This is a genomic window from Leptospiraceae bacterium (assembly GCA_016708435.1).
GTDB lineage: Bacteria > Spirochaetota > Leptospiria > Leptospirales > Leptospiraceae > UBA2033.
The window spans coordinates 89,802-103,746 of record JADJFV010000033.1 but is presented as its reverse complement, the minus strand read 5'-3'; the positions used below and the strand labels follow the sequence as shown (position 1 = coordinate 103,746).

The 13,945-nt window shown below is 37.2% G+C and carries 12 protein-coding genes and 1 pseudogene; 9 read left to right on the top strand and 4 right to left on the bottom strand.

The window, feature by feature from the left end; all coding sequences use genetic code 11:
* Window positions 1-12 precede the first annotated feature (12 nt).
* A pseudogene (locus IPH52_21260) lies at window positions 13-1,017 on the bottom strand (sulfate ABC transporter substrate-binding protein).
* Between the two features lie 184 nt (window positions 1,018-1,201).
* On the opposite strand from IPH52_21260, the gene cysW reads away from it, so the two are divergent.
* The 3 genes from cysW to cysT are packed head-to-tail and all read left to right on the top strand — an operon-like array spanning window position 1,202 to window position 3,992.
* Complete coding sequence (cysW, locus tag IPH52_21255) at window positions 1,202-2,071, top strand: sulfate ABC transporter permease subunit CysW (protein ID MBK7057527.1); 870 nt, start codon at window positions 1,202-1,204, stop codon at window positions 2,069-2,071.
* Complete coding sequence (locus tag IPH52_21250) at window positions 2,068-3,144, top strand: sulfate ABC transporter ATP-binding protein (GenBank protein MBK7057526.1); 1,077 nt, start codon at window positions 2,068-2,070, stop codon at window positions 3,142-3,144. Before cysW ends, IPH52_21250 begins: the two co-directional genes overlap by 4 nt.
* A gap of 20 nt (window positions 3,145-3,164) precedes the next feature.
* A complete protein-coding gene (cysT, locus tag IPH52_21245) occupies window positions 3,165-3,992 on the top strand; it encodes a sulfate ABC transporter permease subunit CysT (GenBank protein MBK7057525.1) in 828 nt (275 codons plus the stop codon).
* Between the two features lie 161 nt (window positions 3,993-4,153).
* Here the strand turns inward: cysT and carB are convergent, their stop codons facing one another.
* From carB to IPH52_21230, 3 genes are all read right to left on the bottom strand, one after another.
* Window positions 4,154-7,459, bottom strand: a complete 3,306-nt coding sequence (carB, locus tag IPH52_21240) for a carbamoyl-phosphate synthase large subunit (protein ID MBK7057524.1) — start codon at window positions 7,457-7,459, stop codon at window positions 4,154-4,156.
* Between the two features lie 412 nt (window positions 7,460-7,871).
* Window positions 7,872-9,026, bottom strand: a complete 1,155-nt coding sequence (locus IPH52_21235; GenBank protein ID MBK7057523.1) for an MFS transporter — start codon at window positions 9,024-9,026, stop codon at window positions 7,872-7,874.
* 146 nt (window positions 9,027-9,172) lie between these two features.
* Window positions 9,173-10,213 (bottom strand): Mrp/NBP35 family ATP-binding protein, encoded by a 1,041-nt coding sequence (locus tag IPH52_21230; GenBank protein ID MBK7057522.1) that lies wholly within the window; start codon window positions 10,211-10,213, stop codon window positions 9,173-9,175.
* A 146-nt stretch (window positions 10,214-10,359) separates the two neighbouring features.
* Between IPH52_21230 and IPH52_21225 the strand changes: the two genes are divergently transcribed.
* The 6 genes from IPH52_21225 to IPH52_21200 all read left to right on the top strand — a co-directional run bounded on the left by IPH52_21225 (window position 10,360) and on the right by IPH52_21200 (window position 13,943).
* Window positions 10,360-10,542, top strand: coding sequence for a hypothetical protein (locus IPH52_21225; GenBank protein MBK7057521.1), 183 nt, complete (start codon window positions 10,360-10,362; stop codon window positions 10,540-10,542).
* Window positions 10,543-10,699: 157 nt separating this feature from the next.
* Window positions 10,700-11,095, top strand: a complete 396-nt coding sequence (locus tag IPH52_21220; protein MBK7057520.1) for an STAS domain-containing protein — start codon at window positions 10,700-10,702, stop codon at window positions 11,093-11,095.
* Window positions 11,096-11,187: 92 nt separating this feature from the next.
* The gene (locus IPH52_21215) at window positions 11,188-11,739 is read left to right on the top strand and encodes a PadR family transcriptional regulator (protein MBK7057519.1); all 552 of its coding nucleotides are present in this window, start codon (window positions 11,188-11,190) and stop codon (window positions 11,737-11,739) included.
* Window positions 11,740-11,753: 14 nt separating this feature from the next.
* Window positions 11,754-12,185, top strand: a complete 432-nt coding sequence (locus IPH52_21210; protein ID MBK7057518.1) for a DUF2141 domain-containing protein — start codon at window positions 11,754-11,756, stop codon at window positions 12,183-12,185.
* Between the two features lie 11 nt (window positions 12,186-12,196).
* Entirely contained in the window at window positions 12,197-12,775 is a 579-nt protein-coding gene (locus IPH52_21205) for an NAD(P)H-dependent oxidoreductase (protein MBK7057517.1), read from the top strand.
* 1 nt (window position 12,776) lies between these two features.
* Window positions 12,777-13,943: a beta-lactamase family protein gene (locus tag IPH52_21200; protein MBK7057516.1), complete on the top strand. Its 1,167-nt coding sequence runs from the start codon at window positions 12,777-12,779 to the stop codon at window positions 13,941-13,943.
* Window positions 13,944-13,945: the final 2 nt, after the last annotated feature.

Genomic DNA, 13,945 nt, shown 5'->3' with positions numbered 1-13,945 from the left:
TGCAAGAATTTTTTATTTGTTCGAATAGATCTGATCAAACAAGGCTTTGTCTTTGAAATGCTTTTCCTGCGCTTTCTTCCATCCGCCAGCAATTTCATCAATCGTAAAAAGTTTTACATCTTTGAAAGTAGATTTGTATTTCTTTAAAACAGAATCAAGCGTCGGTCTGTAAAAGTTCTTGGCAGCCAATTCTTGTGCTTCAACAGAATAAAGAAATTTCAAATACTCTTCTGATACTTCTCTCGTCTTATGTTTGTCAACATTAGAATCAACGAGAGCAACAGGAGGCTCAGCATAAATGCTTGTAGATGGAACAATAATCTCTACCGGGTCTTTTGGATCTGCTTCTTTCAAAGAAAGATACGCTTCATTTTCCCAATTGATTAGAACATCACCGATTTTACGATTTACAAACGTAGTCGTTGCTCCTCTTGCACCTGAGTCTAATACTTTTACGTTTTTATAAAGAGCGGTTACGAACTGTTTGGCTTTCTCTTCGTCATTCTTATTTGCTTTAAGCGCATATCCCCAGGCTGCCATATAATTCCATCTCGCACCACCACTCGTTTTGGGGTTAGGCGTTATTACCTACACTCCCGGCTTAATTAGATCATTCCAATCTTTAATACCTTTAGGATTGCCCTTTCTGATTAGAAATACGATAGTCGATGTATAGGGAGAGCTATTGTGTGTTAGCCGCCTTTGCCAATCAGCAGGAAGTCTTTTGGCTTTTTCAGAAATGGAATCTATATCATAAGCAAGCGCAAGTGTTACTACATCTGCCTCAAGTCCATCAATCACCGAGCGAGCTTGCTTACCTGAACCACCATGAGATTGATTGACTTCAATTTCTTTTCCTGATTTTGTTTTCCAATGCTTTGCAAATAACTCGTTGTAAGCCTTATAAAATTCTCTTGTCGGATCATACGATACATTTAAAATAGAATCCTTAGCGGATAATGCTTGTATTGCGAAAAGAAAACTAACAATTAAAAATACCTTCATTTTTTGTTTCATATTCACCCTCTCGTTCGTGAGTTATTAACCAAATAAAATAGGAAGGGTAATTTTCCTATCCAATAAATTATGCCTAGATATTCAATTCTTGAATACTTTCACATGAAATTCTTCCCTAGTTTCCCTAAAACGACACAATGTCGCGTAATATATTTGACAAAAAGTTTAATATATTGGATATGGTATGCAGGCTTGGAAAGAAAAAACTCGGCGTAAGAAAATGAAAAACAATTTAAATACCTCTGAATCTTTTTTTGTAAAATTTATTTTAACATCCATTGCACTGCTCTTTATACTGATTGTTTTGGTTGTTCCTATGTTCTCGATCTTCATTTACGCATTTGAAAAAGGATATGAAGTATATTTGGAAAGTATCACTGACCCAATGGCAGTTTCCGCAATGAAGCTTACATTGATTGCAGTGCTTTTTACAGTGCCTCTGAATTTAATTTTTGGAGTGGCTGCCTCTTGGGCAATCGCACGGTTTGAATTTACTGGAAGGAGTTTGTTAATTTCTTTAATTGACATTCCCTTCTCAGTCTCACCAATCATTTCAGGAATGATTTATGTTCTTATCTTTGGAACGCAAGGCTACTTCGGAGAATACTTATACAATCATGATATCAAAGTTATTTTTGCAACACCCGGAATTGTGCTTGTAACTATCTTCGTAACGTTCCCATTCATCGCACGGGAGCTAATACCAATTATGCAATCCCTTGGCTCAGAGGAAGAGGAAGCGGCAATCATCCTCGGCGCAAGTGGTTGGCAAACTTTCTGGAAAGTAACATTACCAAATATCAAATGGGGAATTTTGTATGGAGTAATTCTTTGCAATGCAAGAGCGATGGGAGAATTTGGTGCTGTATCTGTCGTATCCGGACATATTCGGGGGCTAACGAACACTATCCCATTGCATGTAGAAATTTTATATAACGAGTATAACTATGTTGGTGCATTTGCCGTAGCTTCAATTTTAACATTAGCCGCTATCGCAACTTTAATCATAAAAGAAATTATAAATTACTTCAGTCATAAAGGTGATAAATCATGAGTATAGAAATTCAAAATATCAATAAGCATTTTGGAAAGTTTCATGCCATCAAAGGTTTAAATTTAAAAATTGAAGCTGGAGAGCTTGTTGCGTTACTCGGTCCTTCCGGTTGCGGCAAAACAACATTACTCCGGATAATATCCGGTCTTGAACATCCAGACTCCGGCTCGATCCTTTTTTCAGGAGAGGATACTGTTAAGAAACATGTAAGTGAAAGAAAAGTTGGATTCGTTTTTCAACACTATGCTCTATTTAAACATATGACTGTGTTTGAAAATGTTGCCTTCGGACTTAAAGTTCGCCCTAGAAGCGTGCGTCCTTCTAAATCTGAAATTAAAGATCGGGTAGAGAGTCTTTTGAAACTTGTAAAATTAGAATTGCTACATGATAGATTCCCATCACAACTTTCCGGTGGTCAAAGACAAAGAGTCGCACTCGCACGAGCCTTAGCTGTTGAGCCACAAGTCCTTCTTTTAGATGAACCATTTGGTGCGTTAGACGCTCAAGTAAGAAAAGAACTCAGACGATGGCTCAGAAGACTTCATGATGAAATTCATGTAACAAGTGTATTTGTAACACACGATCAAGAAGAGGCACTTGAAGTTGCTGATAGAGTAGTTGTTATGAATCAAGGAAAAATTGAACAAGTTGGAACTCCAGAAGAAGTGTATACAAATCCGGCTACTCCGTTTGTTTACAATTTCATTGGAAATGTAAATCTATTTCACGGAAGAGTCGAGGGCGGCAAATTGTTCGTAGGCGACAAAGAGTTAGAACATAAAGGCGAAGCTAAGTCAGACAATAACAAAGCCTTTATTTATATTCGTCCTTATCATTTTGATATTCATCGCACAAAACAGGCTGACACAATTTCAAGTGCGGTGATAGAGCATATCAGTCCAGCAGGCTCCCTTGTGAGAGTTGAATTATTAGACGAGTTCAATCAACCTATACTCGTAGAAATTCCAATGCAACGTTATAAAGAATTGGGAATAAAGAAAGCGGACAAAGTCTTTGTTAGCCCCAAAGAGACCAGAATCTTCTTCGATGAATCGCAAGATTACGCAATCTAAAATTAAAAGGAAAAGTAAATATGTTCGGAAAGAAAAAAAGTATACTACCCGGCTTTGGAATTTCACTCGGATACACAGTTTTTTATCTCAGCATAATTGTAATTATCCCCATTGCTGGACTTTTTATAAAAACTTCTTCTTTAAGCTTCGCTGAATTTTGGAGTGTAATAACTGAGCCCCGAGTAATTGCTTCTTATAAACTTAGCTTTGGAGCTTCTTTTCTTGCGGCTCTGACGAATGCTGTTTTTGGTCTTCTGATTGCTTGGGTTTTAGTTCGCTATAATTTCTTTGGGAAAAAAATTGTAGATGCACTCATTGATTTGCCATTTGCCCTTCCAACTGCTGTAGCCGGAATTACACTGGCAACTATTTATTCTAAGAATGGTTGGTTTGGTAGATTCTTAGAGCCTGCTGGAATTTTCATCGCGTATAAACCGGCTGGAATTTTTGTTGCGTTAGTTTTTATAGGTCTACCGTTTATCGTTCGCTCCGTTCAGCCTGTGATAGAAGAATTAGACAAAGAAGTAGAAGAAGCCGCTGCAAGTCTCGGGGCTAACAGGCTGCAAACCTTTTTCAAAGTAATTTTCCCAACTATCTTGCCTGCTCTAATCAGCGGATTTATTTTAGCGTTTGCGCGTGGATTAGGCGAATATGGCTCTGTAGTTTTTATTTCAGGAAATATGCCTATGGTAAGTGAAATTACTCCTTTGCTGATTCTCACAAAGCTAGAACAGTATGATTATGTAGGAGCGACTGCGCTTGCAGTGTCTACACTTGTAATTTCTTTTGTGCTATTTTTTTCTATCAACCTTGTCCAATGGTGGGCGGCTAACAGACATAAGGCGTAATTTCTGCCACTCAGACCTCAATCGGTGGAATTAAGATTTTTCACCAGGCAGGACATGAAGACCACTTGAGCAGATTACAAAAATCATTCTTTCCTTCAGCCCTTCGTGTCTAAATTTTCCCTTGTCTCAACAAACATTGTTTGTCTCTGTGGCAAAGTATTCTACTTTTTATGAATCTCTTGCAGAGATCGAATGCTAAAGCCTTTATTTCCCATCTCAACGAGCCCATCAACTAGCGCTCTTGCTGCTTCCGCAGTAGTCAAACATGGCACTCGATATTTGATCGCTGCTTGTCTAATGGCAAACGCATCGTCTCTAGTTACCCGACTGAGAGGAGTATTGATGATTAGATTAATCTTCTTATCTTTGATATAATCCACAACATTCGGAAAACCTTCATGAAGTTTGTTGATCACGAGCGACATAACACCGTTATCCGACAAAAGCTTATGAGTTCCTTTAGTGGCTATTAGGTTGTAGCCTAACTTCGAAAGCTTAACGATATAAGGAAGCAAATCTTGCTTAGTCTTATCATTGATACTTACAAAAATCGTTCCACCTTTAGGAGTCTCTTCCCCTGCCATGATTTGTGCTTTCAAATAAGCTTCACCGGCAGTAGCGGCAATTCCCATTACTTCTCCGGTAGATCTCATTTCAGGACCGAGAATTGTATCTACGCCTGGAAATTTATTAAATGGAAGAACAGCTTCTTTTACATTGACTAACTTAACTGAATACTCATCTGCTGGAATTAAATCTTTTAGTTTTTTTCCGAGCATAATCATTGTAGCATACTTTACAATCGGAATTCCAATCGCTTTAGAAACAAAAGGAACTGTTCTAGATGCTCTTGGGTTTACTTCTAAAATATAAAGAGTTTCTTCTTTGATTGCAAACTGAATGTTAATAAGTCCCTTTACTCCAAGCTCAAGCGCCAATTTACGAGTAGCCGCTTTTATCTCAATAAGCATTTTCTCGGAAATATTTTGCGGTGGAAGCATACAAGCCGAATCCCCACTATGCACTCCCGCTTCTTCGATATGCTCCATGATTCCTGCGATAAATACAGTCTCTGCGTCGGATAACGCATCCACATCTACTTCCACGGCACTGTCTAAGAAGGAATCAATTAAAATTGGTCTTTCTTCTGAAATTTCCTCAGCCTCATCCATGTATTTATCAAGACCGGCTTCATCGTTGATGATTGCCATTGCTCGACCACCCAAAACATAACTAGGACGAACTAAGACAGGATAAGAAATTTCTTTTGCAATTTTACGTGCATCTTCTCTTCTTGATGCCATACCGTTTGCAGGTTGTTTGAGATTTAGTTTTTGTAAAACTTCTACGAATCTTTTTCTATCTTCTGCACGATCAATCGAATCAGGACTTGTTCCAAGAATAGGAACGCCTCGTTTTTCTAATTCATTTGCGAGCTTAAGTGGTGTTTGCCCCCCGAACTGAACGATAACGCCTACCGGTTTTTCATTGCGGTAAATGTTCATTACGTCTTCAAGACAAAGTGGCTCAAAATAAAGTCTATCCGAAGTATCATAATCAGTCGATACAGTTTCAGGATTAGAATTTACCATGATAGATTCAACACCCATATCTTGGAGTGCATACGAAGCATGACAACAACAATAGTCAAATTCAATACCCTGACCAATTCGATTTGGACCACCACCAAGAATCATAACAGATTTTGCATCGGTTACATTGGATTCATCTTCGGTATCATAGGTTGAATAGAAGTAAGGAGTATATGCTTCAAATTCTCCCGCACAGGTATCAATTCTTTTGTAGACAGGAAAGATTTTTTCTTTGATTAAATAGTCTTCTACTTCTTTTTCTTTTTTAACGAGGATTGAATTTACTTTGGATTTAATTTTACTTACAATAGACTCAGATTCTAAAATAGAATCAATCTCTGCTTTAGAAGAAAGATAAGCAAGTTGTCGATTGGAAAAACCAAATTGTTTCATCTTGCGGATAACGGCAAATCCTTTTTCAATAAACTCAAATTCTACCTTGTGGATATCTTCCATTTGCCGTAGGAACCATGGCTCCATTCCAGTGATGGTTGCAATTTCTTCTACTGTAAAACCGGCGTTAAACGCTAACTTTAAATTGAAGATTCGTTTGTCTGTAGGAATTTTAATTGCTTTAGTTATAAATGCTTTTTTCTCAGAAGCGGGTATTTTATGTAATTCGATGAGTTCTTTTAGATAACCATCTGAACCAAAACCAAGTCTATCATTTTCTAAAGAGCGGAGAGCCTTTTGAAAGCTTTCTTTAAAGGTTCGTCCAATCGCCATAGATTCACCAACCGCTTTCATTTGAACTCCAAGTGTGCTATCTGCGCCGGGAAATTTTTCAAATGCAAAACGTGGAATTTTTGTAACAACATAATCAATAGAAGGTTCAAAACTTGCGGGGGTAACACGCGTTATGTCGTTCTTGATTTCATCTAGTGTATAACCAATGGCAAGTAGAGCAGCAATTTTAGCAATTGGAAAACCTGTCGCCTTAGAGGCAAGAGCGGATGAACGAGAAACCCGCGGATTCATTTCAATTACAATTACATCCCCATTCTTCGGATTTACCGCAAACTGTATATTAGACCCACCTGTCTCAACTCCAATCTCTCGAATAATTTTGAGAGCCATATCTCGCATGGATTGATATTCTTTATCGGATAACGTTTGTTGTGGAGCGACTGTAATGGAATCTCCCGTATGAACTCCCATTGGATCAATGTTTTCGATAGAGCAAATAATTACAACGTTATCCGCCGTATCTCGCATAACCTCTAATTCGTATTCTTTCCAACCGATTACAGACTCTTCAATTAATATCTGACTGATAGGAGAAGCATTTAACCCTTTCATTGCCACTTCTTCGAAATCTTCTTCTCTTGGACAATGCCCACCGCCTGTTCCTGCGAGAGTAAAGGCTGGGCGGACAATCAATGGTATCCCCACTTGATCTTTTATTTTTCTTGCCTCTTCCATATTGGTAGCAAGACCTGACTTAGGGACATTCATTCCGATAGAGAGCATTACTTTTTTAAATAAGTCTCTATCCTCTGCTTTTTTAATTGCCTCTGCTTGAGCTCCTATGAGCTTTACCCCATAACGTTCCAGAATTCCTTCTTTGACTAAATTCATTGCCAAATTGAGTGCAGTTTGTCCACCGACAGTAGGAAGAACAGCATCAGGTTTTTCTTTCTCAATAATTTTTGTGAGAACCGAAACGGTAAGTGGTTCAATGTAAGTTGCATCTGCAAGCATCGGGTCGGTCATGATGGTAGCTGGATTTGAATTCACCAAAATTGTCCGAAGACCTTTTTCTTTGAGTGCTTTTGCTGCTTGAGTTCCAGAGTAATCGAACTCGCAAGCCTGCCCGATAACTATCGGACCGGAACCAATGATTAATACGGAGGAGATATCTTTACTTTGTGGCATAACATATGCCAGAATTTAGGAAAACAAGTTAATCTCAAGTAATATCTAATTTTCTTAAACCAAAAACATTCATTGGCGAAACGGGTAAGAACATCGAATTTTCTCCAGAACCTGTTTTAAAAACTGATACTTTCGAATTCCTATAGTATTTTTTTTGATAAAAAAAGGAATCTAAACATTTCGTCCAGCTTCGATCAATGCAATTAAGATAAGAATGATTTTACTACTGTCACCTCGAACAGCTTCATCGTGAGAGGTCTATCTTGCTTAACACTATCGTTAGCCATTAGTTTTCACAATCTCCCATTTGCATGGAGTTTCCAGCCGCCAAGCGATGTTCGAAATGACTGTTTAAATTCTTATCTTAATAACAATGCGTAAATACAATGGAAATGTTTTTACAAATTCTAAATCACCCAATCACTTTATGTTTGCGCATAATGATAACTATCCCCAATATAGTAATGGGAACTGCGAGTAAATTCAAATTAGCCCAACCTAGTGCTTCGTGAAGTTTGCCGGAAGATGCTATTGAAATCGCAGCAAAGGCGGTGACAAAAAAATCATTGAGTGCCTGCGCTTTCGGTTGATCTTCAGCGTGAATCTGATAAGAGAGAAGTGTAGTTGCACCAACGTATAAAAAATTCCAACCTACTCCTAAAAGAATCAGGGAAGATATAAAATGCATATGAGAATGACCAATAAAATTAATCCATGCACAAATCAAAAAGAGAATTGCACCGGCTAACATTATTTTCCTGTCACCAAAACGCTTAATAAGACTTCCTGTAAAAAAAGAAGGCACAAACATTCCTAGAACATGAAACTGAATCACTTGGGTTATATCATTCATTCCAAAATGATAATGATTCATACCGAGTGGAGTTGCTACCATAATCAGCACCATTACAATGTAAGCAAAACTTCCAAGGGCAATGATTTTAAGAAGGGGAGTTTTAAGTAATAATTCTTTGGTTGATTTGCTAGTCCTCCAGTTCATCGCAGCGGGTTTTCCTGTATTTAGAAACAATAGAATTGTAAATGCAATTGCATACAAGGGGTATAATAAAATAAACCCGCCCATGAATTTGAGTTCTTGAAAAACACTAAGTCCCCATTTATAAAGATTTGGTCCAATAAGAGCAGCAATAACACCACTTGCTAGAACGAGAGATACAGCACGAGATTTAAAATCACGATGAGATACTTCGGCAGCGGCAAAACGAAAGTATGTGGAAAAGGAATTTAAAAATCCCATAAAAATACTTCCCATACAAAATATTACAAAGCTCCTTGTATGTAAACCGAGGATAACAAAACTTGTCCCCACAAGACCAAAAAGAATTCCTAATAGAAATCCACTCTTCCTTCCAAATCGAGCCATAAAAAAAGAAGCCGGTATAGTAAGAAGAAGGGAGGCAATAATATTTAAGGAAACTGGAAGTGTAGATAATGACTCACTTCCTGTCAATTCAAGCCCAATCAATGTATTCGTAGAAGTCATCAGAAGACTCCCCGATTGCACAAGTGCCAGAGAAAGGAAAATAATGATTAGATTCTTATACATGGATTAAACGGTCATCTCGAACAGCCTTTTCGTGAGAGATCTATTTTGCTTAATACGCTGTGGTATTGTCAAATAGACCTCTCACGATTTTTCCGCCCTGCGCTTGGTCGCGCCCAACGCCTTCGCATGTTCGAGGTGACTGCACACTATTCCCAGTTTGCGATTTCGGTTTCTAGTTTAGCGAATATATCAGAGTATGCGCTTGCTACTGCGCCTGATTTTTGCGCGTGAACAATTGGATCGCCCGCTTCGCCAGACTGCATGATATCCATGGTCATGGGAATTTTTCCAAGGAGCGGCGTCTTAAAAGAATCGGCTAGTTTTTGCCCACCACCTTCGCCGAAGATAGAATATCTTTTATCGGGCATATCAGGCGGAATGAAATAGCTCATATTCTCCACAACTCCAAGTATAGGAATTTTAACCTGATTAAACATTGCACCCGCTTTCGATGCATCAAGAGTAGCAACACCCTGCGGAGTAGTAACAATAACCGCTCCGTTTAAATCAATAAGTTGAGCAAGCGACAATTGCACATCACCCGTTCCTGGAGGAAGATCAATTAGCAGATAATCAAGTTCACCCCATACAATATCGTAAAGAAATTGTTCAACTGCTTTGCCAAGCATAGGACCGCGCCAAACAACAGGTTGGTTCTCATCGACTAAAAAAGAAAAAGAAATGATTTTGATTCCGTATTTTTCAAGAGGCCAGATTTTATCTTCTTCTGACTTGAGCGCAACACGCCCGTTAATCCCAAAAAGTTTTCCAATGGAAGGACCGTAAATATCTGCATCAAGTAGACCAACCTTAAAACCTTTATTTGCAAGTGTCATTGCGAGATTTGCAGTTACTGTAGATTTGCCCACCCCACCCTTACCAGAGCCAATCGCAATTGTCCGTTTAACTCCAGGAATTTTATTCCCGTCATCAAACTTCATATTGGGATCTACATCGAACTTGATTTTAATTTTTCCCACATCAGGAAGCTTGGTCACAAACTGACGAATTTGCGCTTCGAGACCGATTTGCAATTTTCTATCTGCCGATGGAGTTTTTGCTTTGATCAAAAAGCCCTCTTCTGTTTTTTCAATATCTCCGATCATTCCAAGCGAAACCAAGTCTTTCTTGAGTTCTGGGTGTTTTACTTTGGTGAGTTCTCTTTTAATTTCTTCTACAGTTGCCATTTTAGAATCCTTCTAATATCCATTGATTCTAAAGGGTTTTATTCGCCAAAGATTTTTTACATTGGAAATCTTGCAAAAAATGAACGAACACAATCAGCCCCATTTAAATCAGTTGAAGAAATCCTAGATTTCTAAGGAATGTAAACATGTATCAATTAAAAGATGGATCAGGCTACATCGTATTAAACGCAGTCATTGCAATAAGAAATTACTCTTCCGATGAAGAAGGTTATACAGTGATTTTAACCGGCGGACACTCCATTCATTTGCGCGAAGACGATTACAACTCGCTAGTAGAATTATTAAAGAAAAAATACGAAGGAATTTAGTTCAGTCATAACTACTCAAGTAGATATTACCATCAAGAGGCAAATAATAATATACCACGTATCAGCGTAATTCCCTGCATTTAAACAAGTAATTTTTCCTAAATCAAATCCAGAATTACATTTTTTCAAAATTATATCAGTTTAAAATTTATTCTTCTTGAAATGTAAAAATGCACTTGATACAAATTACCAAAAGCCTGCATGGAAGCATTATATGAAAATTGAAACAAAAGAAAAAGACAATGTTATCCTGATATCTATTAGTGGGAAAATAGATTTATACAACACGAAAGAAATTACCCAGCTACTTGAAAAATTTATACGCGAAAACAAGCTTCGCATTATTGTAAACCTAGAAAATGTGCCTTTCATGGATTCTTCTGGTTTTGTAAGCTTAGTCACATGGACAAGAAAATTTCAGCAATATAGCGGTAGTCTAAAAATTCTAAACGTAACTGGCTTTGTAAAAAAGATTATCGAACAAAATTCCATGAAGGCAATTCTGCAAATCTACGATTCAGAAAACGCTGCCCTAGAGTCTTTCACTCAATAAACAAAATTAAATTTTTCCGAGTCAGTGATTTTATTGCTTGCTTTTATATATAAATATTTATATATAAATTATTATGTATAAGGACATTATAAATGCTTAAATATGCCATTTTAGGGTATTTAAACTACCAGCCCATGTTTGGCTACGAATTGAAACAAGCAATGGATGGATCAACGAGCTATTTTTGGCACTGCAAATTAAGCCAGATTTACATGACTTTGAAGGCGCTGGAAAAAGAAAAAAAACTCACTTCGGAAATCGAAAACCAAGAAGATAAGCCTGATCGGAAACGATATTCCATTACGCCTGCGGGTAGAAAGGACTTACAGACTTGGCTTGAAAAACCGTTAACTGAAATACCTCAAAACAAAGATGAGTTGCTTTTAAAGCTTTTTTTCTCTGCAAATGTAAATAAGAAAGATTTGCTGCATGAGTTGCATCTACAGCGTAAACTTCATATTGAGCAATTGAACACATATTTGCATGTAACCACAAAAGTAATTGCCGATGCTGCGATTGAAAACCCGGCCTGTGCCCGTGATGCAATTCTATGGGAAGCAACTCGTCGCATGGGCGAGCTTTACGAAAAAGCTTACTTAGAATGGATAGAGGAAACTATTCACACAATAGAATCAAAATTATAAGACGGAGAAGAATAATGAGAGCAAAGAATATTTTGGTATTTGGAATTTTCCTTTTAATGGAAACAATCTACAGTCAAGCGGCTAATAATACGAAACTCACAATTCGTGTTCAGGGTATAAAAAATAAAAAAGGCACTATAAATATTGCTTTATTTAAAAGCGATACAGACTTCAATCAGGAAAAATTCACCTACGTAAGCAGAACGCCTGCCGATTCAAATGGGATCATCATTTTTGACAAGATTGATTACGGCAACTATTCAGTAGCCGTCTACCATGACGAAAACGAAAATCAAAAACTAGATCGAAATTTTATCGGGATGCCAAAAGAAGGATACGGATTTTCAAATAATGTAAAAGGGAAAATGGGTCCGCCTGCATTCAAAGATACTTCTGTTATTATGAATCAAGCTGAGACAAATCTTTCGATTCAATTGAATTACTGAGGAATAATGCGATGAAAAAAATACTAATTATACAAGGGCATCCAGGCAAAGACTCGTTATGCGCTTCTCTTGCTCAAACATATTTTACAGAAGCTAAGAATTCCGGCTATGATGTGAAGTTATTAGAGCTTATTGATTTAAAATTTGATCTTTCTCTTTATGGAGGATATAAATCAAAACAAGTCTTTGAACCTGATTTAGTTTTAGCGCAAAAATATATTTTAGAAGCACAACATTTAGTTTTTGTATACCCTGTTTGGTGGGAAATGATGCCAGCACTCTTAAAAGGATTTATCGATAGAACTTTTCTACCCGGATTCGCTTTCAAATACAGAGAAAAATCGCCATTACCCGAAAAACTATTAAAGAATAAAACTGCTCGTATTATCATTACCATGGATGCACCAACTTGGTATTATAAATGGTTTAGAAATGCCCCTGGATTAAATGCTTTCAAAAAAGGAACTTTGGAGTTTTGCGGTATTAGCCCCGTTAAATCAACTCTATTTGGTCCAGTTCGTAAAGCGCCTAAAGAAAGAATTGAATCCTTTTTAAAAATCGTAAAAGCATTGGGAAGTAAAGGAGATTAATATGAAATTAATTTATTTTTGGATTGGTTTTTTCCTTATTCATTGCAGCATAACTTCTGTAAAAGAAGGCGAAGCAAAAATTGTTGAACGATTTGAAAAGACATTTAAAAATTCTAAATATAGCAAAGCGGCAACTCTGTTAGTCCACTCAGATAGTTTAAAGATTCACCTAAAGTCTTCGGCTGGATTATTGGAAGATCAAAAAAGCAAAGTAATACCCGATCAGCCTTTTCATACAGCTAGCATTGGAAAAATGTTTACCAGTGTTTTGATTTATCAATTAGTTGAGAGCGGCAAATTGTCATTAAACGATTCCGTGCAAAAAATACTTGGAGCCGAAATTTTAATAAATCTATTTGTCTATGAAGGTGTTGACTATTCTGAAAAAGCAACTATTTCTCATTTACTTTCGCATACTTCAGGAGTTGATGATTACTTTGACAGTGTTGACAAAAAGAACAAATCAGTAATCGACGAAATCACAACAAATCCTGAGAAGTTTTGGACTCCTTTGGATTTAGTAAATTTTACAAGAACAAACCAAAAAGCAATCGCACCACCTGGCGCCAAATTTCATTATTCCGATACTGGCTATATTCTATTAGGTCTAGTCATTGAAAAGATTACAAACAAAAAACTAGAAGTGGTATTACAAGAAAAGATATTTGCTCCTCTAGCGATGAAGAATACATATATGTATCTACGAAGCGAGCCTAGCGACAAAACAAAATTACCCGTTTCTACGATGATGCTTGGGGATAAAAATGTGACTGGATTTAAAAGTATAAGTGCAGATTGGGCAGGGGGAGGATTGATTTCAACAACAGAAGATTTACTTCTATTTCAGAAAGCTCTTCTCAATGGAAAATTAGTCCCAAACAAAACCTATCTTTCTCTCATGGGAAAGAATAAATTCATGGACGGAATCTATTATGGACAGGGGTTAATGACTGTTAGATTTGGTGATATGTCTTTTCTAATGCCTAGCACTCCCGATTCACATGGACATTCTGGTCTTTTATCTACACTTCTTTTTTATTCTCCCGATTATGATTCGCATATTATAGTAAACCTAGGAAGCACAGAAGATGTAGGAGACACTTTCGAATTGATGTTCTGGATCATGCAGGACTTAAAAGAGATAAAAAACTTAACGAAAGGAAAATAAAT

Coding starts and splice junctions, on each gene's coding strand:
- IPH52_21235 (MBK7057523.1), bottom strand. CDS start 9,026: ATGTATAAGAATCTAATCATTATTTTCCTTTCTCTGGCACTTGTGCAA.
- cysW (MBK7057527.1), top strand. CDS start 1,202: ATGCAGGCTTGGAAAGAAAAAACTCGGCGTAAGAAAATGAAAAACAAT.
- IPH52_21215 (MBK7057519.1), top strand. CDS start 11,188: ATGCTTAAATATGCCATTTTAGGGTATTTAAACTACCAGCCCATGTTT.
- cysT (MBK7057525.1), top strand. CDS start 3,165: ATGTTCGGAAAGAAAAAAAGTATACTACCCGGCTTTGGAATTTCACTC.
- IPH52_21200 (MBK7057516.1), top strand. CDS start 12,777: ATGAAATTAATTTATTTTTGGATTGGTTTTTTCCTTATTCATTGCAGC.
- IPH52_21230 (MBK7057522.1), bottom strand. CDS start 10,213: ATGGCAACTGTAGAAGAAATTAAAAGAGAACTCACCAAAGTAAAACAC.
- IPH52_21210 (MBK7057518.1), top strand. CDS start 11,754: ATGAGAGCAAAGAATATTTTGGTATTTGGAATTTTCCTTTTAATGGAA.
- carB (MBK7057524.1), bottom strand. CDS start 7,459: ATGCCACAAAGTAAAGATATCTCCTCCGTATTAATCATTGGTTCCGGT.
- IPH52_21225 (MBK7057521.1), top strand. CDS start 10,360: ATGTATCAATTAAAAGATGGATCAGGCTACATCGTATTAAACGCAGTC.
- IPH52_21205 (MBK7057517.1), top strand. CDS start 12,197: ATGAAAAAAATACTAATTATACAAGGGCATCCAGGCAAAGACTCGTTA.
- IPH52_21250 (MBK7057526.1), top strand. CDS start 2,068: ATGAGTATAGAAATTCAAAATATCAATAAGCATTTTGGAAAGTTTCAT.